This is a genomic window from Variovorax paradoxus, assembly GCF_000834655.1.
GTDB classification, from domain to species: Bacteria; Pseudomonadota; Gammaproteobacteria; order Burkholderiales; family Burkholderiaceae_C; genus Variovorax; species Variovorax paradoxus_F.
Genome location: NZ_JXQQ01000032.1, coordinates 41,455 through 64,496, shown reverse-complemented (window position 1 = coordinate 64,496; position 23,042 = coordinate 41,455). Strand labels below are relative to the sequence as shown.

The window sequence follows — 23,042 nt, the reverse complement described above, 5'->3', positions numbered from 1 at the left end:
GTACGGCATGGCGCGGCCGGGTGGTCCGGCCGCGCCTGCCGCGCGAGCGCTGTCACTTGCGGACCGGCCGGAAGAACAGGTACTCGCCGCGCCCCAGTTCGGGCGTGACCTCGTAGCCGGCGCACAGTTCGTTGGCGCACGGGATCTCGACGACGCGCGGCCAGATGGTCGCCGACGTCGGATGGCCGGGCAGGTATTGCGGCACGTGCCACACGCCCAGGTCGCCGACCGGCTCGGCGGTGTCCCTGCCGATGGCGTTCTGCAGGCCGCTGCCGAAGGTCACCCGTTCGACGCGCAGGTTGGGAGCGACGGGGCCCGCGGAGGCCGTGGCCACGCAACAAGCCGCGATCCAGGGGAATACGCTGCGGATCATCTCGAGCTCCGGGCCGTCATTGCGAACCGGCGATCGCCGGTATCTCGCCGATGGGCTCGCCGGCCATCACGCTCCTGAGCTCGACCGGCATCGTCACCACCGCGGCTGCGTGCTGCTCGTCCTGCTGCGCGGGCGCGGCTTCGACGATGGGCGCCTGCGGCAACGGCAGTGGAGCAGGCGTGGGTGCCGACGCGGGCGGAGGCATCGAAGCCACCGGCGGCGCAACGACCGCCGCCTGCATCGGCTGCATCGGCTGCATCGGCTGCATCGGCTGCATGGGTGGCGTCATGGCCGCGACCGGACGCCCGGTGACCTGTGCCGCGGCATTCGCCGGCGATGCGTACGGCCCGAAGGCGCTCACACGCTCCTCGGCGGTCATGGACTGCGGGCACTTCGTGCCGGTCATCTCCAGCGCGGCCATGGCAGCCGAGTCCATGCAGTCCATCGCGAGCGACGCTGCCTTCATGCCCTTGTTCCAGAGCTCGCGACTCATCTTCAGGCGCTTGCAGTGCTCGTCCGTCCAGGTGGTGCCGAAACTGATGCCGACACCCGGGCCGTTCGCGCTGGCGCTGGAGCTGCCCATGCAGGTGTCGTTGCTGGTGGTCAGGTTGGGCCCGTTGACCGACGGCACGTTCTTGACCGTGTAGCTCCCCCGGTAGTCCAGGGTGCTGGTCGTCGCGCCGGTGTTGTTGATGTTCTGGTTGCTGTTCAGCGTCGCGCGGGTGTCGGCGGGGGTGTTGGTGTTGAAGTTCACCGCTTGGGTGTTCCCCTGTGCCGATGTGGTGGCCGAACTCGTCGACTGGTTGTTGGAGCTGCCCGCCGTGATTTGCGCGAAGGCGCCCGCGGACACGCCCATCAAGGCCAGGACAATCAGTTTTTTCATGTTCTCACTCCTTTGAAAGCCGGGGGAGGGGGCGTGCCCCTCCCCATTTCTGGTCCGACGACCGAAACCCGCTCCGTTCAGGGAGCCGAGGCGGTTGCGCCGGCGCCGGCCATGCCGCCGGTGCCGCCACCGTTGCTGAAGCCGCCTGCATTGCCGAAGGCGAAGTTGCTCACGCCGAAGGAGCCGCCGGTCGAGCCGGCTGTCGCCGAGGTGGTGGTGCCGTTGACGAAGCCGTTGATGGCGCCCGAGGAGGCATTGAAGCTGGAGGTCGTGCCCGAGGTGCGCGTCACCACCGCAAGGCCGCCGCCAGGGCCCGACATCGTTCCGGCCGTGTTGTTGGTGCTGGAGCCGGCCAGGCCGCCGGCACTGCCGCTCACATGGTTGGAGCCGCCCGCGCTGTAGTTGGCGTTGGCCAGGGAGCCTGCGTTGGCTTGTGCGTTGGCACCGCCCGCGGCGAAGCCATTGCCGGTCGTCGCGGCCACGCTGGTCACGCGGCCCTGAGTGGTTGCCGAACCGCTGGCGGTGGCGCCGCCGACGCGCAGGCCCGGGAAGCTCACGGCGCCGCCCGCCGCATTGGCGCTGGCCGACGAACTGGAATTGGCCGCGTTGTAGCTGAACGCGCTGCCGGTGCCGGAGCTCGCAGCCGTCGACAGCGAGGCGCTGGAAGAGCCGGTCGTCGTGCTGGTCACGGCAAGGGCCGTCGTGCTGGTTGCCGAGGCCACGCCTGCAAGCAGGACCACGGCTGCCGTGATGAGAGTCTTCTTCATGATGATGCTTTCCTCGAATGGTGTTGAGACGAATCCGATCGCCGGCGAACCCGGCCTATCAGCCACCGGTCAGCGAGCGGGGATTGAATGTTTCCGTTGCGACCGGAATGCAGTCTCGGCGTCGGTAAGCAATCCAAAAATGCCCAGTGCGGGTTAGAGGGGGGCTATGGCGAAAGCAATGGAAGCGGCCGTTTCGCTTGTTCCTCCCAAAGGCCCTTCCCGCAGGAGGGAGCTTGCAATTTCTACTTCTTTAGTTCACATTCATTCCAACCTGCAACAAGAAGAAACCAAAGTAATCAAAAAAGCTCAAAAATGAAATTTGAGTAGAAATGGATTAACTTTTGCTCACCAGGTTGCGGTAGCTTGTGTCACCAGGGGATAGAAATGGAAAATGAACTTGACATTTCATTGACAGAGGTCGGTGGGGGTGCTAGGAAATTTTCGAATACTGGCCAGTTCGGCGGGCTGCTCGCGCCCTCCGCCGACACGCTCCCTTGGCCCGACTTCCTGACCGGGCAGCAAACCAAGCCGGTGCGCGTCGTCCTGGTGGACGACGACCCGTTCGTGCGACGCGTCATTGCCCAGGAATTGCTGGGCGACCTGCGCATCCAGCTCGAAGGGCAGGCTGGCAGCCTGCGCGAGGGGCGGCGCCTCCTGATGCAGCATGAATTCGACGTGCTGATGGTCGACATCCGCCTCGGAGACGGCAGCGGATTCGAACTCATCGAAGAAGCCAAGAAGCACCGCAGCGCGGCCGAGATCATCGTCATCTCGGCCATCGAGGACGAACCGCAGGTGCTGCACGCCTTCGAGCTCGGCGCCTCGGGTTTCCTGGTGAAGAACGCGTGGTTCCAGAGCTATGCGCAGGCGGTGCTGCAGGTGGTCAACGGGGGCGCTGCCATCACCCCGCGGCTGGCCCGCCGCCTGCTCGTGCACCTGGACCACCAGCGCACCAACCAGAGCCCGGTTCGCCCGCCCGAGACCAAGGCGGCGCTCTCGGCTCGGGAGCGCGAAGTGTTGCGACTTGTAGCGACGGGGTACGTGACCGAAGAGATCGCGCTGCAGCTCACCATCAGCGCGCAGACCGTCAATGCCCACGTGAAGAACATCTACCGCAAGCTCCATGCGCACACCCGCGCGCAGGCGGTGAGCTTCGCCTCGCACCGGGGGCTGCTCTGAGCCCGTAGCCACGACGCGCAACCAGCCGGCCCGCCCATGCTGTCCTCGGTGCTTCAGCTGCCGCACTATCTGGAAGAGCAGTTCGTGTGGCTGTCGTTCGCCTCATGGTTCGCGCTGCTGGCATGGCTCTGGCCCCGCGCCTCGCGCCGCCGGATGCTGCTGTGGATCGGGCTGGCCTCTGCGCTGCACATCACGCCGGTGACCGCGCAGGTGCTGCGGGCCGGCACGGCGCTGACGGTGGTCGGCGGCGCCATCCCGCCCGCTGTCTGGGTGCTGCAGGCGGTCAACATCGCCGTTTTCGGCACGATCATCGGCATCTGGTACGTCTCGCGCCGCCGCGTCGCGCGCTTTCGCCAGGTGCAGGCGGTGCTGGCCGAGCGCCGCCGTATCGCCAGCGACCTGCATGACGGCGTGGGCTCCCGGCTGGTGGCGCTCCTGGCCAGCCAGGACCCGCGTTCGGCCGAGCCGAGCGACCTGTCGATGGCGCTGCAAGGCTGCCTCCTCGAATTGCAGATGACGGTCGATTCGCTCGACGACCAGGCGTCGGCCACCATCGCCGAGCGCCTCGCGCACCTGCGCTACCGGCTGCAGCCGGCCTTTGACCGGCTGGGCATCGGCCTCGCCTGGAACGTGCACGAGGTGCCGCTCGCCCATGCCATGCCCGCCGACTCGGCGATGCAGGTCTGCAGGATCGCGCAGGAGGCCTTGTCCAACGTGCTGCGCCACTCCCACGCGAGCCACGTCGAGGTCCGATTCGGTCCGCGCGGGCGTTCGCGCGGCCTCGTGCTCGAGGTGCAGGACAACGGCCGCGGCCTGGATGCCCCGGCCTCCGCGCCGCTCGAACCACTGGGCAAGGGGCTTCGCAGCATGCGCGCGCGCGCCGATGCGCTGCACGGCGAACTGGCCGTCATGGACGTCGTTCCGCACGGCCTGTGCATCCGCCTCGTGCTTTCAGGCGAAGCGCTGGCGCCGACGGACCCGGTACCCGGAACCGGGCGCAGCCTGTAACAGGACCGCGGCGCCGGCCGCCGGAACCCGTCCGCGCCTATGGCAAACTTCCGCGCTTTGCCCGGGATGCGTTCAAGACATGCAGAAAATCATTCGCCAGCTCGCCACTGAAATCAAGGTCGGCGAGCACCAGGTGAAGGCCGCCGTCGAACTGCTCGACGAAGGCGCCACGGTTCCATTCATCGCCCGTTACCGCAAGGAAGTGACCGGCGGCCTCGACGACATCCAGCTGCGCGAACTCGAAGCCCGTCTTTCCTACCTGCGCGAACTCGAGGACCGCCGCGTGGCGGTGCTCAAGGCCATCGACGAGCAGGGCAAGCTCACCCCCCAGCTGCGCGCCGCGATCGAATTCGCGCCCACCAAGCAGGAACTCGAAGACCTGTACCTGCCGTTCAAGCAGAAGCGCCGCACCAAGGGCCAGATCGCCCGCGAATTCGGCATCGAGCCGCTGGCCGACAAGCTGCTGGCCGACCCGACGCTCGATCCGGCCGTCGAAGCCAAGGCCTTCCTGCAGCCCGCCACCACGCTGGACGACGGCAAGCCGGGCCCCGATTTCTCGACCGTGCCGCTCGTGCTCGACGGCGTGCGCGACATCCTCTCGGAGCGCTGGGCCGAAGACGCCGCGCTCGTGCAGGGCCTGCGCGAATGGCTCTGGGCCGAGGGGCTGCTCAAGTCCAGCCTCATGGCCGGCAAGGACGAGAACAACGCCGACATCGCCAAGTTCCGCGACTACTTCGCGTACGACGAGCCGATCGGCCGCGTGCCCTCGCACCGCGCATTGGCCGTGTTCCGCGGCCGCGCGCTCGACATCCTCGACGCCAAGCTGGTGCTACCGGTGGAGCCCGAGCCGGGCAAGCCCAGCATCGCCGAAGGCAAGATCGCGCTGCACCTGGGCTGGAGCCATGCGGCTCGCCCGGCCGACGACCTGATCCGCAAGTGCGTGGCCTGGACCTGGCGCGTGAAGCTGGCCCTCTCCACCGAGCGAGACCTGTTCACCCGCCTGCGCGAAGACGCCGAGAAGGTCGCCATCAAGGTCTTCGCCGACAACCTGCGCGACCTGCTCCTGGCCGCGCCCGCCGGCCCGCGCGTCGTGATGGGCCTGGACCCCGGCATCCGCACCGGCGTGAAGGTGGCGGTGGTCGATTCCACCGGAAAGCTGGTCGAGACCGCCACCGTGTTCCCGCACGAGCCGCGCAAGGACTGGGAAGGGTCGCTGCACACCCTCGGCAAGCTGTGCGCCAAGCACGGCGTGAACCTCATCGCCATCGGCAACGGCACCGCCAGCCGCGAGACCGACAAGCTGGCCGGCGACCTCATCAAGCTCATCGCCAAGATGGCCGCGCAGGCCGGCGCTCCGGAGATGACGGTGGACAAGGTCGTGGTGAGCGAGGCCGGCGCCTCGGTGTATTCCGCCAGCGAATTCGCTTCCCAGGAAATGCCCGACGTGGACGTGAGCCTGCGCGGCGCGGCCTCCATCGCGCGCCGCCTGCAGGACCCGCTGGCCGAGCTCGTGAAGATCGACCCGAAGAGCATCGGCGTGGGCCAGTACCAGCACGACGTGAACCAGAGCGAACTGGCCCGCACCCTGCAGGCGGTGGTCGAAGACTGCGTGAACTCCGTGGGCGTGGACCTGAACACCGCGAGCGTGCCGCTCCTGAGCCGCGTGTCGGGCCTCTCGGGCAGCGTGGCCAAGGCGGTGGTGCGCTGGCGCGAATCGAACGGCGCGTTCTCCACCCGAAAGCAATTGCTCGACGTGACCGGCTTCGGCCCCAAGGCCTTCGAGCAGAGCGCGGGTTTCCTGCGCATCCGCGGCGGCGCCGATCCGCTGGACGTGACCGGCGTGCACCCCGAAACCTACCCGCTGGTCGAGCAGATCATCGTCAAGACCGGCAAGCCGATCGCCGAGCTCATGGGCCGCGCCGAGATGCTCAAGACCCTGAAGCCCGAGCTCTTCGCCAACGAGAAGTTCGGCGTCATCACGGTCAAGGACATCCTGGGCGAACTCGAGAAGCCCGGCCGCGACCCGCGCCCCGACTTCAAGGTGGCTCGCTTCAACGACGGCGTGGACGACATCAAGGACCTGGTCGAGGGCATGATCCTCGAGGGCACCGTGAGCAACGTGGCCCAGTTCGGCGCCTTCGTCGACCTGGGCGTCCACCAGGACGGCCTGGTGCACGTGAGCCAGCTGAGCCACAAGTTCGTGAACGATGCGCGCGAGGTCGTGAAGACCGGCGACATCGTCAAGGTCAAGGTGATGGAAGTGGACGTGGCGCGCAAGCGCATCGGCCTGTCGATGAAGCTGGACGCAGCGCCCGCGCGCCGCGACGGCCCGCGCGACAACCGCTTCGAAGGCGCCGGCCGCGGCCAGCAACAGCAGCCGCGCCGCGACAACGCGCCGCAGCCCGCAGGGCAGATGGCCAACGCGTTCGCCAAGCTGCAGGGGTTGCGCAAGTAATCCGTGCCGCACGGTTCTTGCCGACCCCTTGCTGAAGCACCCGGCATGAAAGCCCTGCGCATCTACGCCGGCCCAGCGGCCCGCAAGCACATCGAGCAGCACGGCCTGCGCCCGCAGGACGTGCGCACCGTGCCCGGCGCGGCGGGCGGGCCGAAAGGCCTGATCCTCGGGCCGCTCGATCGCTTCATCTTCGGCCGCTGGCTCACGCAGTCGAGGCAGCCGGTGCACCTGGTGGGCGCATCGATCGGCGCATGGCGGCTCTCGACGGCGTGCCTGCACGACCCCGAGGCCGCGTTCCAGCGCTTCGAGCACGACTACGTGCGCCAGCAGTTCGAATTGCCACCGGGGCAAAAGCGCCTGAGCCCGCGGCAACTCAGCGAGCGCTTTGCCGAAAGCCTCATCGACTTCTACGGCGGGCGCATCGGCGAAGTGCTGAACCATCCGCGCTACCGCCTGCATGTGGTGACCTCGCGCGGCCGCCACATCCTCGGGCGCGAGGGCAGGGCGCGCACGCCGTTCGGCTACCTGGGCGCGTTCGCGTCGAACAGCCTCCATCGCAAGAGCCTGGGTGCGTGGCTGGAGCGCTGCGTGTTCTCCACGCCGGGCGCGTCGCTGCCTTTCGGCACGCAGGACTTCCGCACCCGCCAGCACGCGCTGAGCGAAGCCAACTTCAACATGGTGCTGCAGGCCTCGTGCTCCATTCCGTTCCTGCTGGCGGCGGTGCACGACATTCCCGGCGCGCCGCGCGGCGCGTACTGGGATGGCGGCATCACCGACTACCACCTGCACCTGGACTACCGCACCGACCACGACGGGGCCGACGAAGGCATCGTGCTGTACCCGCACTTCCAGCGCGCGGTGGTGCCGGGCTGGCTCGACAAGGGGCTGCGCTGGCGCCACAAGGCCACCGGCTTCCTCGACCGCATGGTCGTGCTCGCGCCCGATCCCGAGTGGGTGAAGACGCTGCCCAACGGCAAGCTGCCCGACCGCAAGGACTTCATCCATTTCCAGAACGACGCGCAGGCGCGCATCGCGGCATGGAGCAAGGCCACGCGCGAGGCGCAGCGGCTGTCGGACGAGTTCGAGGGCTGGTTGGCCGACGGACTTGCGAAGGGCCGCACGCCCGACGTTCTGCCGCTCTGAGCCGGCGAGGGCGCCAGGCCCGACGGGGCAAACCCTGACGGGCGTGGCTGGCGGTGCTTCGAGAATGGTCCGATCCATTCGGAAGCCACAAGAAAGAGACAAGCCCTCATGCCGCATTCCACGCTGACACGCCGCCGATTCACGCTCGCCGCCGCCGCATCCAGCCTCGCCGTTCCCTCGTTCGCGCAGACCGCGTGGCCGAGCAAGCCGATCCGCATCGTCGTGCCCTACACGCCCGGCGGCTTCACCGACCAGATGGCGCGTCTCGTGCAGATCGGCCTGCAGACGCGCCTGGGCCAGCCGGTGCTCATCGACAACAAGCCCGGCGCCAACAGCCTCATCGGCGTGGATGCCATCGCCAAGGCGCCGGCCGACGGCACCACCTTCGGCGTCGTCATCGCCGCCTACGCGGCCAACACCACGCTGTACCCGAAGCTGCCCTACGACCCGCAGAAGGACCTCACGGGCGTCTCGCTGATGGGCGTCTCGCCGCTGCTGGCCGCGGTGAACATCAACGCGCCCTTCAAGACCGCGCGCGAACTCATCGACTACGCGCGCGCCAACCCTGGCAAGGTGAGCTTCGGCTCCTCGGGCAACGGCTCGGCCGCGCACCTGACGACCGAGCTGTGGAAGTCGCTCACCCAGACCTACATGATCCACATCCCTTACCGCGGCGCCGTGCCCGCGCTCACGGACTTGATGGGCGGGCAGATCCAGCTGTTCTTCGATGCGCCCACCGGCCTCATCAACCAGGGCAAGGCCGGCAAGGTGCGGCTGATCGGCGTGGCGGGCGACAAGCGCCTGGCGGCCGCGCCCGACGTGCCCACCTTCATCGAGCAGGGTTTCGCGGGCTTCACCGGCAGCACCTGGGCCGGCATGCTGGCGCCGGCGGGCACGCCGCGCGACATCGTCAAGCGCATGTCGGACGAGGTGGCGCGGATCATCAAGAGCGACGAGACGCGCGCCAAGCTCGACGCGATGGGCACGATCCCCGCGGGCAGCACGCCCGAGGAGTTCGATGTGTTCATCACGGCCGAGACGGCCAAGTGGGGCAAGGTCATCCGCGCGGCGGGAGTGAAGGCCGAATAGCGCTTCGGCGCATGCACTGAAGGTCATTCGATTGGCGCCGCAGGGATAGCGGGGCCCGTCGCCAGGAGATTGAGAATTTCCACGGCCTCGTAGAAGGCACGGCGTCATCCGCCACAGGGATGGCGCTCGTGGATATTCAATTCAATCCATTGGAGACAAATCTTGACCAAAACGGGAAATAACGGGTCTTCGGGCTTCAGGGCGTCATCACGGCTGTCGCGATCATTTGTTTTGGCAATTGCCCTCGGGGGTATTTTTTCGGTGGCGCATGCGGCCAACGATATTTCCTCGACGCTCGTGCGCACCTGCACCAATCAATTGAATGGCTCCGCGTACGCTGACAGCGTATTGAGCGAATTCCGCAATAGCAGATATCCTTCGCCCAAGACCGGCGGATTCAAGATCACATCGGTCGAACAGGTCTGGCTTGCGTTTCCCGCTTATTGCCTGATCAAAGGCACCATTCAGCCGACGTCGCCCGGCGGAATAGATCCTTTTGTCAAGGCGCCCGATTACCGGGTGCCCGATATCAATTACCAGGTCTATATTCCCGCGCAATGGAACGGAAAGTTCATCCAGCTCGGCGGCGGCGGATTTGCCTGGGATGCCGACGTCGTTGCAGCCGGCAAGCAAAGCAACCAGCAATTCTCTCCGTCGTGGCAAGGGCCGGCCCTGTCGAATTACGCGGTCGTTCTCGGCGACGCGGGCGCAGGCGCATCGTCGAAGGCGTTCGATCCGGCGTTCGTGCAACCGGGCAGGCAGCTCAGCGACGTGCCCAGGCAGGAAGCGGTCAAGAATTTCGGACAGGATTCCATCAAGAAGACGCTCGACGTCGGGCTGTACCTCTCGCAAAAGCTCACGGGCACTGCGCCCACCGACACTTATTTCGTCGGCATTTCCACCGGCGGCCGGCAGGCATTGAAAGCCGTAGCGAATTGGCCCGATGCCTACGACGGCGTCATTGCAGGTGCGCCTCCGGTCGATGAAACCAATTTGCTGAAGACCCTGGAAGTCCCGGCGGTGGTCAATGATTGGGTGGTCAACTGGAACAGCAGCGCCGCGATATTGACGAGCCTCTTCGGCCAGGATGTGTCCGACCAGACGCTCAGCGACGCATTAGGCGCGACATCCCGGCGCCTGGCGGATGTCGCCATTCAATCCGGCGCAAATGACGATGGCTATGTCAGATTGCTGGATGCGCTGGCACCCGTCTGGAATGTCAAGCCGCGTGACCTTGCCAATTTCTTCGATGTTGCGGCGAATCAGAAGAGGGCTGGCAAAAAAGGAAAGAAGATCATCGTTTATCAGGGAACGTCCGATTTTCTGGTGCCCTGCACCCAAGCGGGCGAGTTCGTCAAGGAATTGGCCAGAAGAGAAACGGCTGGCAATATCAAGAATTCCGTCCGCACCTATTTCATAGAAGACTACAGCCACGGCTTCTACAACACCAATTCGCTGCTCAAGAGAATCGGATTGAGCGCCATGCAATTGAATTGGAACCCGGTGTCGGACCTGGACAAATGGGTCCACGATGACAACGCCATCGCCGCCACGCCATCGTTGGTCAGGAATGCCTCGGGCGAAATTCCGACGGCTTCGGCGCTAGGCGCCTGGAGGTGCCTGGCAGCCGATTGAGACCGGGCCGCGGTGGCAAACTCCAGCGCTGCATGAAGTCCCACCTGCCCCTCGCAATCCTCTCGGTCCTCGGCGCCGCCGCCGCGCCGGCTTTTTCGGCGGGCCTCGATTGCAGCCGCGCTGCCACCGGCGCCGAAACGGCGAACTGCGCCAGTGAAAACCTGCGCAAGCTGGACTTCCAGTTGTCGGCGGTCTACGGCAAGCTGGCTGCCGCCCAAGGCTCGAAGCGCGCCGCGCTGCGGCGTGAGCAGGTCGACTGGCTGACAGCTCGCGACCGGTGTGCCGCCGATACAAGCTGCATCGCCGCGCGGTATGACGAACGGTTGGCGACGCTCCGGATTCAGCTGCGCGACGTCAACGCCTACCGGCCCGACGACGTGGACCGGGCAGCACTCGAAGAACTGCGCCAGGCCGTCGAGACGGCGCGCAAGACCGATTCGGAGTTTCCGCTCGAGAAGGTCATCGACGCCTTGCGCATCAAGTCCGGAATCACTTCGTTCGCCAATGCGTACGACGCCAACGCGACCGGCTCGGTGGCGCAGTTCCCCACCATCCGGCCCGAGGGCGTGACGGCCGACGAGTGGCGGGCGCTTCGCGAATCGGGCATCGAAGGCGGTGGCGAAAACGGCGCGGGGGCGTACACCTTGATGGACGTCGATGGCGACGGCCAGCGCGACCTCGTGATCGACACCTATCTTGGCGGCACCGGCCTGTTCGGCGAAACCTCCGTCCTTCGCCGCAAGGGCGGCAGGTTCGAGGGGCCGGCCATACCCAACGACGAGAGCGGCGCATCCGCCCTCTACACGACCGGCGGGCGCGGCGCGAACCAGTCGGGCCAGTGGATTCGCCTGCGCGGGCGCGTGTACGCGGCCTACCGGAACAGCCTGTACGGCGTGGACGACGTCTACCTGCTGCGCCCGCTGACGATCGTCGGCGAAGTGCCCAAACTCACCGTTCGCTATCGCTACCGGCTCTCGATCCCCAAGGTGCAGAGCGACGAGAAGGGGACCGCGACCACGCTGGACGGTGCGCTGCATGCGGCCCTGAGCCAGGCGCTCGGCAAGGTCGACACGCGGCAAGCGCGCGACTTCGGCCCCGCGGACGTGCCGCTGTGCCCGGTCCCCGAGGGCACCAGCGAAGACGACCGCGGCAACTACACCCGCTACGGCACGGGCCATTACACCTTCGAGGTCGTGGGCGACGTGCCGGTGTGGCTCGGCCGGGAGTGCCGCATCGGGCGGGTGGTGGACTGGTTCGGCGCCTATTCCTCGAAAGGCGGCCTCGGCGCGGCGTTCTGGGTGCGCAAGCCCTCCGAGCCAGACCGCGAACAGACCTACGAGGTGGACGGCGTGCGAACCGCGACCGGCACCACGGCAGCGATTGCGAGGTTCGAGGTCGGCAACTGAGCCGCAGCGCCGAAGCTCAAGGCGCCAGCATCAACACCTTGAACTGGCTCGGCACGATTCGCATGCCGACGATGTTGCAGCGGTTCTGCACCGACAGGCTGGTCATCCGCGTGGCGGGCGTGCCCTTGAGCAGCACCGTGAACGCGCCGGTGATGTGCCGCGAGGGCCCCATCACCGTCTGCGACACCACGCCCATCAGCACGCCGGCGTTGTCGCCGTTGGTGATCGGCGTGGTGGTCGCCAGGTTGTGCGCGGGCGTGCCGCCGTAGAGGATGTTCCAGGCGTTGGGAATGGCCGTGGGCCCGAGCGCGAAGTTGGGGTAGGGGATGGGCAGCGCCGGCGGCGTCTTGCAGACGTCGGGGAAGGCGAGGTCCACGCCCATCATCTGTGCATTGGCGAACATGGCGGAGGTTCCTTTGTGTGGCGCGGTGGGGATCAGCCCATGTGGATCTGCTCAGCGTCGACCTTGACGATTTCCGTGCTGGTCACGAGCGTGTTCTTCGCATGCAGGCGCAGGGTGGTCGCAGACTGCATGTCGATGTGGCCCGCGCGCACCTGCTCGGTCTCCTCGACCACGCGAAAGCTCGAGCGCGTGAGCAGCTGCAGCCGGTCGAGCACCGCTTCGCAGGCGCGTCCCACGAAGCGCGAGACCAGCACGCTGAAACGCACCTCGGCGCCCTGGTAGTCCAGTTGCGAGACCTTGCACTGGGCGCGCTCGGCGCTCAGGTTCCATTCGGGCGCGCGGATGCCGATGGCGGCGTCCGACTGCAGCTCGAGCGCGCCCGCGCCGCGCAGCGCGACGCCGCCGCGGCGCGAGGCCAGCGTGAGTTCGCCATCCACTGCGAGCGTGGCCTGGCGGCTGTCGGCCTGCGTGATGACGGCGATCAGGCAGAGCGTGTCGTCGTCGGGCCCGGCGACCAGAACCGTGTCACCGGGCGCGGGCACGAGCAGGCAGCTCGCGGCGCGCCGGCAGGGCAGGGGGCGCCGCTCGCCGGCGGGGAGCACGTCGTGGCGGTCGTCCGAATGGCTGGCCACGACCTGCGCCATGCGGATGCCCGGCGACGAGGCTTGCGCGCGGGCGGCCGGCGCCTTGTGCAGCAGCGGCGCCAGCGCGTCCTTTGCGTCCATGCTGGCGCGGGTGGAGGGCCAGGCGCTGGTGGTTCTTGCGGTCATCGTCATGCGTCGTCCTTCGCGTCGGAGGGGAAGCGGTCCACCGGATGCAGGCGGCCGTGAATGTCGCGGTCCAGCCGCATCGCGCGGGTCGGCCGCTGGCGCGCCACGCGTTCGGCCTCGTGGAGTTCGGGGTCGTTGTCGAGCACGCCGATGCGGTCGCTCCATCGCGAGTCCGCAAGCTCGGCGCGGTGCATCTGCGTACGCAGGAAGGTGGCCTTCTCGAAATTGGCGCCGCGCAGGTCGGCATAGGAGAAGTCGGCGTAGGCCAGGCGCGTGCGCGCGAAGCTCGCGTTCTCGCAGCGCGCGCGGTGGAACACGGCCTGCGCGAGGCTGGCGCCCGAGAGGTCGGCGCCCGCGAGCCGGGCATCGGCCCACAGCGACTGGTCGAGCACCGCGTCGCGCAGGTCCGCGCCGCGCAGGTCCGCCTCGACGAACAGCGTCTGCGGCGCCGCTGCGCGCGCCATGCGGGCGCCGTCGAGCGCCGCGCCCTTGAAGTTGCATTGGGCCAACTGCGCGTCCTCGAAGTTGCAGCCCGACATGCGCGCATCGGTGAACTGGCACAGCGCGAAGCTCTGGCCCGCGAACGACTGGCCGCGCAGGTCGGCCTCGGACAGCACGGCGTTGTGGAAGCGCGCGCCCTGGAAGACCACCTCGCGCAGGTCGCAGCGATAGAACACCGTGCTCGTCAGCGAGGCATCGCGCATGTCCGCGTCGCCCATCCGGCTGTCGTTGAAGATCGACTTGAGGAAGATGGCGCGCTCGAACCTGGCGCCGTGCAGCTCGCAGTCGTACAAGACCGCTTCCGTCAGTTGCGCGTCGGCGCAGCGCATCTCGCGCAGGTCGCAGTGGCTCACGACCGTGCGGGGCCAGTGGCTGGCGGTGGCGTCGATCCCTCGCAGGCCGCAGCGAAGGAGGGACACGCCGTCCAGCCGCGCCGACGCCAGCGTCGCGCCCTGGAAATCGCAGCGCTCGAACACCGAGTCGTCCAGCCGGCTGCCGGCGAGCGAGGCCTGGGCGAACCGGCATTCGCTGAACAGGCCCCCCGACAGGTCCAGGCCGTCCAGCGCCATGCCGCTGAAGTCCTCGCCCTCCATGCGAACGCCGCTGCGGATGCGGGTCACCAGCTCCTGCGGGGTCATCGGGCTTTGCCTGCGCGTTCGGCTGCGGTGCTCATGGCGCAGGGCGTGGCGCGGGCACGGTCTTGGTCTGTTCGATGTAGGCGCCCTGGGTGTGGGTGACATGGTCGATGCGGATCTGCGACATGTCGGCGCGAAACAGGTTGGCCTCGCGCAGGTCGGCCGACGGCAGCAGGGCCTTGTTGAAATTGGCGGTCATCAGGTTGGCGCCCCGCAGCGAGGCGCGGCTCAGGTCGGCGCGGATGAAAAGGCTCTCGGGCGCCTGCACGTCGGTGAGGTCGGCCGCGCTCAGGTTGCAAGCCGAGAAATCGCAGGTGTCCAGCGTGGCGCGGGCCAGGCGCGCGCCTTCCATGGGAACCTCGCGCAGGCTGCACTGCACGAGCGTCGCGCCCTCGAAGTTCGCGTTGCGCAGGCTGGTGTTCCCGGCGAAGCAGGTGGTGCGCAGCAGCGCGGCCGCGAACACCATGCCGTCGTCGCAGACGACGTGGGTCCAGGCGCAGGCCTCGAAGCTCGCGCCCGTGAAGTCCAGCCGCGCGACGCGGCAGGTGAGGAAGGCGGTCTTGTAGAGGCGCGCGCGACGGAAGCTGCAGTCCTCGATGCGCGCATCCGACAGGAAGCCGGCGTAGCCGAAGGCGGCGTCGTCGAAGTTGCAGTGGCGCAGGTGCGAGTCGAGCGCCTGCAGGTGATCCAGGCGCGCACCTTCGAAGCTGCAGCCCGAAAGCCGCGCCTTCTCGAGCTTCAGGCCCTCCAGGTCGGCCTGCGAGAAATCGACCCGCTCGCAGGCGATGGCGCCCAGGTTGGTCTCGCGCAGCACCGCGCGGTGCAGGCGCGCGCCCGTGAGCTGGGCGCGCACCAGCACGGCCTCGCTGAAGTCCGCGCCGTCGCAAACCACGCCGCGCAGGTCGGCGCTCTCGAGCAGCGCACGCCGAAAGCAGGCGCCGCGCAGGTCCAGGCCGCGCAGGTCGGCGCCGGTCAGGTCCATGCCGGTGAAATCGCGGTTGCCGGCGAGCACCGCGCTCGCACGGTCGCGCAGCGCGCGCAGGCGCTCCTCGGGCAGCGGATCGATCGGCGACTGATGCTGCGCCGTGCCGCGATACAGCGCGACCAGGCCGCGCTCGCCGGCTTCCATGGTCTTGCGCATGGTCTCGACCTGGGCGGGCGGCAGGGGCGCGGTGCCGGTGGCGGCGGCGATGCCGGTGAAGCCGCGCATCACCGCTGCGCCGTCCACGCGCGGCGGGCCCTTGACCTCGGTGCGGTCGTATTCGCGCACCAGCTTGCCGGTGTCGAAGCCGACCTTCATCGACTCCTTGGCGTTGGCATCGGCCTCGCGCTGCAGGCGCTCGCGCTCGACGGCGCCCTTCTCGCGTTGCGCGCGGGCGTAGGCGTCGGCCTGGGCGACGAACTCGGGCAGCTCGTGCAGCGTGGGCATGCGCCGGAACGGCGCGGGCAGGGGGCGCTCGCGGAAATGGCGCGCCTTGTGGCCGGCGTCCAGCGCCAGTTGCTTGAGTTCCTCGCGCGCCTGGTTGCCGCGCTCGCGCATGTTGCGCGTGAGTGCCGATTCGACGGCCTCGGGCTGGTCGAGCCAGGGGCCGATGGCCGCGGCGGGCACGAGCTCGTCGTCGCGAAACATGTAGAGCGCGCCCGTGTCCGGGTCGCAGCGCTGGCGCAGCACGGTCGCGTAGTGCGCGATGCCGCGCGGTGCGCCGGCTTGCTCGATCGCGGGCATCACGTGGGTGACGTCGCTCGCGTCGTCCTGCGCGATGGCGGTCTCGCCGTGAAAGACCAGCGCGATGCGTTCGAGGTGCGGGAAGAACCACGCGGTGGTCAGGCGCTGGGCGACTTCCTCCAGCGGCTCGGGCGCGCCGCGCCGCACGACGAAGGCGAGGGCGCGCCAGTCGGGCAGGCGGCCCCGCTGGATCGCGACGCCAGGGTGCATGTTCCACACCGCATAGGGCGTGCCTGGCGCGATCTCGGCCGCGTCGGCGAAGCGCTGGTCGGGCGGTGCGGCGTTGAAAAGCTGCCAGTCCATGTCCCGGGCGAAACCGGGAAAGAGGTGATTGCGCCAGTGCTCGTCGTACTGCGTGCCGATCAGGCGCATGCGCCGCGGCCAGGCGATGTCCAGCGGACCGAAGCCGGCGGGCTCGGGCTGGTCTTCGGGGCGGCGCACGCGGCGCGCCGGGTCCTCGACGTTCGGCAGGCGCTGCACTTCGTGGCCGTTGACCTGCTCGAAGCCATGCCCGCGGCCCAGCGGGTTGTCGGCGAAGCCCGGGCCGCCGTAGGCGCGCGTCCAGTCCACGCGCAGGGCCTCGAAGGGGTGGGGCGCGGTCGCGCGGCCGCCGACCCAGTACCGGTCGCCGAAGACCGCGAGGTCCTTGGACAGGCCGCCCAACTGCAGGCGCACGCCGCACATCGATTTCTCGGCCTGGTGCGCGGTGTGGGCGAAGCCCGTGGCCAGCATTTCGGCGCGGGCTTTCGGCAGGCCCATGTCGATGGCGGTGGCCGGGCCGAGCTCTTCGGACAGCAGCTTCCAGAAATCGGGTTCGGGCGTGAGGACGGGCGTGTCGTCCATCGACACCATGCACAGCGTGGTCACGGCCAGGCGTTGCGCGCCCCCGCGCAGGAACGGCCGGGTAAGAACGCTCAGCCGCAGCGGTTTGACGGTCTTCATGGGCGCGGGCTTCGGGGCGCCTCAAGGCGTTCAGGACGCACGTGCCAGCTCCAGCGGCGTGCGCTCGCGGTCGATCGCGACCGACGCGGCGTTGCGCGGGTCGTAGCGCAGGTGGACGATCTTGTGCGGCTCCTGGAACCGGGGCAGCAGCGCCTCCTCGATGAAGGTCGGGATCGACGCGCTGCGCGAGGTGCCCGCGGCGTCGGCATAGTCCACCTCGAGCACCACGGCGCACACGGTCTGCCCGCGCGAGCCGCCGCGCGTCATGTTGCCCGGGTGCATGCGCAGGCCGCGCAGCACGCCGTCGGCCGGCTGGCCCGTGCGCGCGAGCGTGTCCCACAGTTTCTGCTCGGCGCCGTAGAGCCGGTTCTCGCGGCGCATGTAGCCCACCGCGCCGATCGAGAAGGCCACAACCGCCGTCATCACGACCGCGAAGACCACCCAGAGCGCCGTTTCCCAGCCAGGCATCGCGTCCTTCACATGTAGATGGTCATGGCGCGCCCGTAGGCGGCCAGGCCATCCGCGAGGAAGCGCAGCGCGGCCCTGCCGGCCTCGACCGCCTGGGTCGTGATGTCCACGCCCTTGTTCGCGATCTTGAAGCTCAGGAAGTCCACCTTGAGGATCGCGTACTGCGAATTGATGCCGTAGAACTGCTGGCGCACGCCCCAGAAGTCGAGCGATGCGCCCACGGCACCGAAACGGAACCCCACGCCGCCCGAACGCGCCAGCCGCCAGTCGCTGCTCTTGGCGTAGTTGTTCGTATAGGTGGTGGAGTTGTTGGTGTAGTTGTTCGTCAGGTTGTTGTAGGTGTTCGACGTGGTGTTGTAGACCGTCGTGTTGATGACGTGCTGTGTCGTGTTGTGGATGTGGTTCGTGGTGTTGAAGGTCACGTCCGGCGAGGTGTGGACCGTGGGACCGGTGACGTTGGTGGTGGACGGGCCGTTGACCTGCACCGTGTTGGAGGTGTTGATCGTGTCCTGCCGGCCCGCGCTCACGAAGCGGATTTCCTGGCCGTTGATGGTCCCGTTGAAGCCGCCTGTGATCGACAGCCTCACGCCGCCGGTGATGGTGTCGTTCAGCCCGCCGCTCAGGGTGCGCGTCTTGCCGCCCGAGATCGTCTGCGTCACGCCGCCGGTGATGGTTTCGCCGAAGCCGCCGGTCACGCTGCGGGTGTCGCCGCCGGTGATGGTTTCCTTGGCGCCGGCGGTGATGTCGCGCGTCTCGCCGCTCTGGTAGGTGGCCGACTCGTGGCCCTTGACGAGGGTGGTGCGGGTGCCGTCGGTGGTGTGGGTCTCGTCGGCCTCGACCTCCACGTCGAGGTTGCGCTCGGCATGCAGCAGGATCTGCTCGGCGCCGGTTCGGTCCTCGAAGCGCAGCATGTTGGCCTGGTTGGCCGCGCCGCCGGTGCTAGAGCGCGTGAGGATGCCGCTGGCCGTGGCGTTGGCGGGCAGCTCCCAAGGCGGCATCTGGTCGTTGTTGTAGACGCGGCCGGTGATGATGGGGCGGTCGGGCTCGCCGCCGATGAAATCGACGATCACTTCCTGGCCCACGCGCGGCATGTGCATGGTGCCGTAGTTGGCGCCGGCCCAGCTGCTGGACACGCGCACCCAGCAGGAGCTGTTCTCGTCGGACTGGCCGTAGCGGTCCCAGCGGAACTGCAGCTTCACGCGGCCGAAGCGGTCGGTCCAGATCTCCTCGGGCCCGACGACGGTGGCGGTCTGCGGGCCGTTGGTGCGCGGCTTGGGCGTGTTGCGCGCGGGGCGGTAGGCCACGGTGGAGGGCAGCACGGTGAAGTCGAACTCGCACACCGACTCGGCGCTGCCGCCGGTGGAGTACTCGGGCTCCTGCAGGTCGTAGCGCGTTTCGGTGACCAGATACTCGCGGTTGTCGGCCTCGCGCGGGCAGTGCGTCATCTGGAACAGGTAGCCCGGCGCCATGCCCACCACGTTGGTGTGGCCCGCGGCCAGCTCGTGCGCGCACTGCAGCTCCTGCAGGCGGACCTTGGCATAGGCATCGCCCTGGCTGTGCTCGCTGTAGCCGCCGAGCCATTCATAGACTTCGTAGGTCGAGTGCTCGTGCGGCTTGGGGTCTTGCTGCACGCTCTGCAGCGAGGCGCGCGACTTCCTGAAATCGAAGTCGTCCAGCATCACGCGGCCCGAGGTGATCTGCTCGGCGATGCGCCAGCGGTCGATGCACGGCTCCATCGCGTTGACCACGCGGTCGCGCGGCCGGTAGGGAATGCTCGCGTAGCCCGGCAGGGTGCCGTAGCCGCCGGTGTCGTCGGCCAGCACCAGGAGGTGCGAGCCGTTGCTGTGCTCGAAGTGGTAGGCGATGCCTTCGTGCTCCATGAGGCGGCTCACGAAAGCGAAGTCGCTCTCCTGGTACTGCACGCAGTATTCCCAGGCGCGGTAGCTGCCGGTGAGGCGCTTCTCGAACTGGAAGCCGTATTTGCCCAGCACGTCGTCGAGCACCTCGGGCACGCTCTTGTTCTGGAAGATGCGGCTGTCGGTGGTGCGCGTGAGGTACCAGAGCCAGGGCTGCACCAGCGCGCGGTAGATGTAGTGGCGGCCGGTTTCGTTGGCGCGGCCCACGAGCTCGAAGCGCACCACGGTGCCGTTGAGAAAGCGCGGCGCGCCGCCGTCCTGCAGCTCGATCGTGAGCGAGGTGCCCAGCAGCGTCTTGAGGTCCAGGCTGAAGCTCGGGCTGACCATGTCGACCTCGAACTCGAACAGCTGCGAGAGGCCTTCCCGTCCCCGCATCGCGCGGAACTTCAGCTGCTCGGCGCTGAGCACGGTGTGAACCTGCACGGTACGTGGCATTCGGAATTTCCCTGTCCCTTGGGGCTTCTGCGGATGCGAAGCCTTCGAAGGACAGTCTAGAAATTCCTTATGTCACATGCATGACGTGCGAGGCCGTCGCCCTCTGTGGCGCGGGGCTTTCAGGGCCCCATCTACAGCCACCTACAGCCACCTAACCACCTGCGCCTTACATCGAGGCTTCGAGCATCGCCTTGTAGTCGTCGCGCGTGGCCAGGCGCGGATTGGTCTTGTGGCAGTGGTCGGCCATGGCGCCGTCGATGATCTTCTCGAACAGCGCCGACGTGACGCCGACTTCGGCCAGGCCCTTGGGCAAGCCCAGGCGCGCGCTCATGTCGCGGATCGCATCGCCGAGATCGCCGGCCGAATCCAGGTGCATGGCCTGCGCCATGCGCTGCAGGCGCCGGTCTTTCTGCACCGACTCGGCGCCCGCGTTGAAGTGGATCACCGCGGGCAGGAAGAGGGCGTTGAGCGTGCCGTGGTGCAGGCGCGGATCGACGCCGCCCAGGCTGTGGCTGAGCGAATGCACGCAGCCCAGGCCCTTCTGGAACGCCATGGCGCCCTGCATCGATGCGCTCATGAGGTTCAGGCGCGCCTCGCGGTCGCTGCCGTCCTTCGTTGCGCGCTCGATGTGCAGCCATGCGCGCTCCAGGCCGTCGAGGCCGATGCCGTCGGCCGGCGGATTGAACGCGGCCGACATGAACGTCTCCATGCAGTGCGCGATCGCGTCCATGCCTGTGGCGGCCGTGAGCTTGGGCGGCAGGCCCAGCGTGAGCTCGGGGTCGCAGATCGCGGCCTTGGGCATCAGGAACCAGCTGTGGAAGCCGAGCTTGCGGTGATCGTCGACGATGACGATCGCGCCGCGCGCCACTTCGCTGCCGGTGCCGCTGGTGGTGGGCACCGCGATCAGCGGCACCACGCGCTCGGTGATCTTCGGCGAGCCGCCTTCGATGGTGGCGTAGGTCTTGAGCGGGCCTTCGTGGGTGGCGGCGATGGCCACGCCCTTCGCGCAGTCGATGGCCGAGCCGCCGCCCACGGCGATGAGGCCGTCGCAGCGGCCGCTGCGGTAGAGCTCGACGGCCGCGCGCACGGCCGCTTCGGTGGGGTTGGAGGGGGTCTGGTCGAACACCGAGACCTCCAGGTCTGCGATGGCGTCGAGCGCCTTCTGCAGCACGCCGGCCGCGCGGACGCCCGCGTCGGTCACGATCAGCGGGCGGTTGATGCCGATGCGCGCGCACTCGCTGGACAGGAGCTTGATGGCGCCGAATTCGAACTGGATCTGGGTGAGGTATTGGATGAGTGCCATGGGGCGTGTTCGCTGGGGGAAGTACGATTGCCGACCATCCGAATCTAACAACAGGGGGCCATCTTGCCCATGAACAAAACCCTTGCCGCTGTCGCGCCCGGTACACGGCGGACAGGCCGGACCGTGATGGCGACCTGACGGCGATATTCAAGTAAGCGCATGACAAGCAACCCTCCGACAGCATCCCCCCAGCATCCCTTGACGGCGAAGATGGCCAGCGTGGTCGAGCGCATGGCGCGTGCCGGCCACCCGACGCTCGACCAGCTTTCGCCCGCCGAGGCCAAGGCCTCCTATGAAAAGGGCGCCGGCGTGCTCGAAGTGCCCAAGCCCGAGCTGGCGCGCATCGAGGACTTCACCATTCCCGCGCGCGACGGCTACGCGATTCCCGCGCGGCTGTATGCGCCCTCGACGGCCGTGCTGCCGGCGCTGATGTACTTTCACGGCGGCGGCTTCACGGTAGGCAACATCCGAACGCACGACACGCTGTGCCGCGTGCTGAGCCACCAGAGCGGGTGCGCCGTGGTGTCGGTGGACTACCGCCTCGCGCCCGCGTTCAAGTTCCCGACCGCCTCCAACGATGCGTGGGACGCCTTCGCGTTCCTCGCGCACGAGGGCGGGCGCATCGGCATCGACATATCGCGCCTGGCGGTGGGCGGTGACAGCGCGGGCGGCACGCTGGCGGCGGTGTGCGCCATCCTCGCGCGCGATGCGGGCCTGCCGCTCGCGCTGCAACTGCTGATCTACCCCGGCATGACGGCCCACCAGGACACGGCCTCGCACCAGCGCTTCGAGCACGGCCCGCTGCTGACGAAGGCGATGATCGATTTCTTCTTCGCCCAGTACGTCCGCACGCCGGCCGATCGCGACGACTGGCGCTTTGCGCCGCTCCTGGCCGACGACGTGGACGGCGTGGCGCCCGCGTGGATCGGCCTTGCGGAATGCGATCCGGTGGTGGACGAAGGCATCGCCTACGCCGACAAGCTGCGCGCCGCGGGCGTGCAGGTCGACCTGGAGATCTACCGCGGCGTGATCCACGAATTCATCAAGATGGGCCGCGCATTGCCCGAGGCGCTGCAGGCGCAGAGCGACGCGGCCCGCGCACTCAAGGAAGCATTGACACCATGACCGAGACAGCGAATCGACGCGAGGACTTCCGCTTTTTCCACCGCCTGCGCGTGAGATGGGCCGAAGTGGACATGCAGAAGATCGTCTTCAACGCGCACTACCTGATGTACTTCGACACGGCCATTGCCGACTACTGGCGCGCGATGGCACTGCCGTACGAGGAGGCGATGCATGCGCTGGGCGGCGACCTGTACGTGCGCAAGGCGACGATCGATTTCCGCGCCTCGGCACGCATGGACGACGTGATCGACGTGGGCATGAAGTGCGCGCGCATCGGCAATTCGTCGATCGTGTTCGAGGGCGCGCTGTTCCGGCAGGACCAATACCTCGTCGGCTGCGAGCTGGTCTATGTGTTTGCCGATCCGGCCACGCAGACGTCCAGGCCTGTGCCCGCCGCATTGCGCGAGGTGCTGCAGGGTTTCGAGGCCGGCGAGCCGATGCGCACCGTGGAGACGGGCCGATGGGACACGCTGGGCGAAGGCGCGGGCGCCCTGCGGCGCGCGGTGTTCATCGAGGAGCAGAACATTCCGAAGGAACTGGAGTGGGACGCGCACGACGAGGCCGTGCTGCACGCGGTGGCGCGCAACCGCATCGGCCAGGTCATCGCGACCGGGCGGCTGCTGGACGCGGAAGACGGCGTCTCCCACATCGGCCGCATGGCGGTGCACCGCACGCTGCGCAGCGGGGGGCACGGCGCGGCCGTGATGCAGGCACTCGAAGAGGCGGCCCGCACGCGCGGCGACCGCGAGGTGGCGCTCAATGCACAGCGCAGCGCCGAGCGGTTCTATGCGCGGCTGGGGTATGCGGTGCACGGCGAGCCGTTCGAGGAAGCCGGCATCCCGCACGTCGAGATGCGGCGGTCGCTGCGCTGAACCCCTTC

At 68.1% G+C, this 23,042-nt stretch carries 20 protein-coding genes; 10 read left to right on the top strand and 10 right to left on the bottom strand.

From position 1 onward, the window contains the following. Positions 1-52: 52 nt before the first annotated feature. From RT97_RS15360 to RT97_RS15350, 3 genes are all read right to left on the bottom strand, one after another. Entirely contained in the window at positions 53-373 is a 321-nt protein-coding gene (locus tag RT97_RS15360; protein WP_042579658.1) for a hypothetical protein, read from the bottom strand. A 16-nt stretch (positions 374-389) separates the two neighbouring features. Further along, the gene (locus tag RT97_RS15355) at positions 390-1,256 is read right to left on the bottom strand and encodes a hypothetical protein (RefSeq protein ID WP_042579657.1); all 867 of its coding nucleotides are present in this window, start codon (positions 1,254-1,256) and stop codon (positions 390-392) included. Positions 1,257-1,333: 77 nt separating this feature from the next. Then, positions 1,334-2,023 (bottom strand): hypothetical protein, encoded by a 690-nt coding sequence (locus tag RT97_RS15350; protein ID WP_042579656.1) that lies wholly within the window; start codon positions 2,021-2,023, stop codon positions 1,334-1,336. Positions 2,024-2,189: 166 nt separating this feature from the next. On the opposite strand from RT97_RS15350, the gene RT97_RS33150 reads away from it, so the two are divergent. From RT97_RS33150 to RT97_RS15315, 8 genes are all read left to right on the top strand, one after another. Then, on the top strand, positions 2,190-2,339 hold the full coding sequence (locus RT97_RS33150) for a hypothetical protein (RefSeq protein ID WP_155403819.1): 150 nt from the start codon (positions 2,190-2,192) through the stop codon (positions 2,337-2,339). Between the two features lie 68 nt (positions 2,340-2,407). Beyond that, positions 2,408-3,202 carry a response regulator transcription factor gene (locus RT97_RS15345; protein WP_042579655.1) on the top strand — a complete coding sequence of 265 codons (795 nt, stop codon included), beginning with the start codon at positions 2,408-2,410 and terminating at the stop codon, positions 3,200-3,202. Positions 3,203-3,238: 36 nt separating this feature from the next. Continuing rightward, the gene (locus RT97_RS15340) at positions 3,239-4,210 is read left to right on the top strand and encodes a sensor histidine kinase (RefSeq protein ID WP_042579654.1); all 972 of its coding nucleotides are present in this window, start codon (positions 3,239-3,241) and stop codon (positions 4,208-4,210) included. A 79-nt stretch (positions 4,211-4,289) separates the two neighbouring features. Continuing rightward, a complete protein-coding gene (locus RT97_RS15335; protein WP_042579653.1) occupies positions 4,290-6,665 on the top strand; it encodes a Tex family protein in 2,376 nt (791 codons plus the stop codon). Between the two features lie 45 nt (positions 6,666-6,710). Beyond that, positions 6,711-7,808 (top strand): patatin-like phospholipase family protein, encoded by a 1,098-nt coding sequence (locus RT97_RS15330; protein ID WP_042579652.1) that lies wholly within the window; start codon positions 6,711-6,713, stop codon positions 7,806-7,808. A gap of 108 nt (positions 7,809-7,916) precedes the next feature. Further along, a complete protein-coding gene (locus tag RT97_RS15325) occupies positions 7,917-8,897 on the top strand; it encodes a tripartite tricarboxylate transporter substrate binding protein (protein WP_042579651.1) in 981 nt (326 codons plus the stop codon). Positions 8,898-9,059: 162 nt separating this feature from the next. Continuing rightward, entirely contained in the window at positions 9,060-10,532 is a 1,473-nt protein-coding gene (locus tag RT97_RS15320) for a tannase/feruloyl esterase family alpha/beta hydrolase (RefSeq protein WP_172672210.1), read from the top strand. 32 nt (positions 10,533-10,564) lie between these two features. Next, positions 10,565-11,938, top strand: coding sequence for a lysozyme inhibitor LprI family protein (locus RT97_RS15315; protein WP_042579649.1), 1,374 nt, complete (start codon positions 10,565-10,567; stop codon positions 11,936-11,938). Between the two features lie 16 nt (positions 11,939-11,954). Here the strand turns inward: RT97_RS15315 and RT97_RS15310 are convergent, their stop codons facing one another. From RT97_RS15310 to RT97_RS15280, 7 genes are all read right to left on the bottom strand, one after another. Further along, the gene (locus RT97_RS15310; protein ID WP_042579648.1) at positions 11,955-12,341 is read right to left on the bottom strand and encodes a DUF4150 domain-containing protein; all 387 of its coding nucleotides are present in this window, start codon (positions 12,339-12,341) and stop codon (positions 11,955-11,957) included. Positions 12,342-12,373: 32 nt separating this feature from the next. Beyond that, positions 12,374-13,111: a DUF3540 domain-containing protein gene (locus tag RT97_RS15305; RefSeq protein WP_253278237.1), complete on the bottom strand. Its 738-nt coding sequence runs from the start codon at positions 13,109-13,111 to the stop codon at positions 12,374-12,376. A gap of 2 nt (positions 13,112-13,113) precedes the next feature. Next, positions 13,114-14,250 carry a pentapeptide repeat-containing protein gene (locus tag RT97_RS15300; protein WP_042579646.1) on the bottom strand — a complete coding sequence of 379 codons (1,137 nt, stop codon included), beginning with the start codon at positions 14,248-14,250 and terminating at the stop codon, positions 13,114-13,116. 31 nt (positions 14,251-14,281) lie between these two features. Then, positions 14,282-16,915 carry a DUF2169 family type VI secretion system accessory protein gene (locus RT97_RS15295; RefSeq protein ID WP_042579645.1) on the bottom strand — a complete coding sequence of 878 codons (2,634 nt, stop codon included), beginning with the start codon at positions 16,913-16,915 and terminating at the stop codon, positions 14,282-14,284. 30 nt (positions 16,916-16,945) lie between these two features. Beyond that, a complete protein-coding gene (locus RT97_RS15290; RefSeq protein WP_042579666.1) occupies positions 16,946-17,383 on the bottom strand; it encodes a hypothetical protein in 438 nt (145 codons plus the stop codon). Positions 17,384-17,391: 8 nt separating this feature from the next. After that, on the bottom strand, positions 17,392-19,734 hold the full coding sequence (locus RT97_RS15285) for a type VI secretion system Vgr family protein (RefSeq protein ID WP_042579644.1): 2,343 nt from the start codon (positions 19,732-19,734) through the stop codon (positions 17,392-17,394). Between the two features lie 166 nt (positions 19,735-19,900). Further along, entirely contained in the window at positions 19,901-21,037 is a 1,137-nt protein-coding gene (locus RT97_RS15280; RefSeq protein ID WP_042579643.1) for an iron-containing alcohol dehydrogenase, read from the bottom strand. Between the two features lie 159 nt (positions 21,038-21,196). On the opposite strand from RT97_RS15280, the gene RT97_RS15275 reads away from it, so the two are divergent. Together RT97_RS15275 and RT97_RS15270 are read left to right on the top strand one after the other, a co-directional pair. After that, entirely contained in the window at positions 21,197-22,162 is a 966-nt protein-coding gene (locus RT97_RS15275) for an alpha/beta hydrolase (protein ID WP_042579642.1), read from the top strand. Continuing rightward, positions 22,159-23,034 (top strand): YbgC/FadM family acyl-CoA thioesterase, encoded by an 876-nt coding sequence (locus tag RT97_RS15270; RefSeq protein WP_042579641.1) that lies wholly within the window; start codon positions 22,159-22,161, stop codon positions 23,032-23,034. Before RT97_RS15275 ends, RT97_RS15270 begins: the two co-directional genes overlap by 4 nt. The last annotated feature ends 8 nt before the right edge of the window (positions 23,035-23,042 follow it).

Bases quoted from the DNA above. Each gene is read 5' to 3' on its own strand.
- RT97_RS15360 (WP_042579658.1), bottom strand. From the start codon at position 373: ATGATCCGCAGCGTATTCCCCTGGATCGCGGCTTGTTGCGTGGCCACG.
- RT97_RS15355 (WP_042579657.1), bottom strand. From the start codon at position 1,256: ATGAAAAAACTGATTGTCCTGGCCTTGATGGGCGTGTCCGCGGGCGCC.
- RT97_RS15350 (WP_042579656.1), bottom strand. From the start codon at position 2,023: ATGAAGAAGACTCTCATCACGGCAGCCGTGGTCCTGCTTGCAGGCGTG.
- RT97_RS33150 (WP_155403819.1), top strand. From the start codon at position 2,190: ATGGCGAAAGCAATGGAAGCGGCCGTTTCGCTTGTTCCTCCCAAAGGC.
- RT97_RS15345 (WP_042579655.1), top strand. From the start codon at position 2,408: ATGGAAAATGAACTTGACATTTCATTGACAGAGGTCGGTGGGGGTGCT.
- RT97_RS15340 (WP_042579654.1), top strand. From the start codon at position 3,239: ATGCTGTCCTCGGTGCTTCAGCTGCCGCACTATCTGGAAGAGCAGTTC.
- RT97_RS15335 (WP_042579653.1), top strand. From the start codon at position 4,290: ATGCAGAAAATCATTCGCCAGCTCGCCACTGAAATCAAGGTCGGCGAG.
- RT97_RS15330 (WP_042579652.1), top strand. From the start codon at position 6,711: ATGAAAGCCCTGCGCATCTACGCCGGCCCAGCGGCCCGCAAGCACATC.
- RT97_RS15325 (WP_042579651.1), top strand. From the start codon at position 7,917: ATGCCGCATTCCACGCTGACACGCCGCCGATTCACGCTCGCCGCCGCC.
- RT97_RS15315 (WP_042579649.1), top strand. From the start codon at position 10,565: ATGAAGTCCCACCTGCCCCTCGCAATCCTCTCGGTCCTCGGCGCCGCC.
- RT97_RS15310 (WP_042579648.1), bottom strand. From the start codon at position 12,341: ATGTTCGCCAATGCACAGATGATGGGCGTGGACCTCGCCTTCCCCGAC.
- RT97_RS15305 (WP_253278237.1), bottom strand. From the start codon at position 13,111: ATGACCGCAAGAACCACCAGCGCCTGGCCCTCCACCCGCGCCAGCATG.
- RT97_RS15300 (WP_042579646.1), bottom strand. From the start codon at position 14,250: ATGACCCCGCAGGAGCTGGTGACCCGCATCCGCAGCGGCGTTCGCATG.
- RT97_RS15295 (WP_042579645.1), bottom strand. From the start codon at position 16,915: ATGAAGACCGTCAAACCGCTGCGGCTGAGCGTTCTTACCCGGCCGTTC.
- RT97_RS15290 (WP_042579666.1), bottom strand. From the start codon at position 17,383: ATGCCTGGCTGGGAAACGGCGCTCTGGGTGGTCTTCGCGGTCGTGATG.
- RT97_RS15285 (WP_042579644.1), bottom strand. From the start codon at position 19,734: ATGCCACGTACCGTGCAGGTTCACACCGTGCTCAGCGCCGAGCAGCTG.
- RT97_RS15280 (WP_042579643.1), bottom strand. From the start codon at position 21,037: ATGGCACTCATCCAATACCTCACCCAGATCCAGTTCGAATTCGGCGCC.
- RT97_RS15275 (WP_042579642.1), top strand. From the start codon at position 21,197: ATGACAAGCAACCCTCCGACAGCATCCCCCCAGCATCCCTTGACGGCG.
- RT97_RS15270 (WP_042579641.1), top strand. From the start codon at position 22,159: ATGACCGAGACAGCGAATCGACGCGAGGACTTCCGCTTTTTCCACCGC.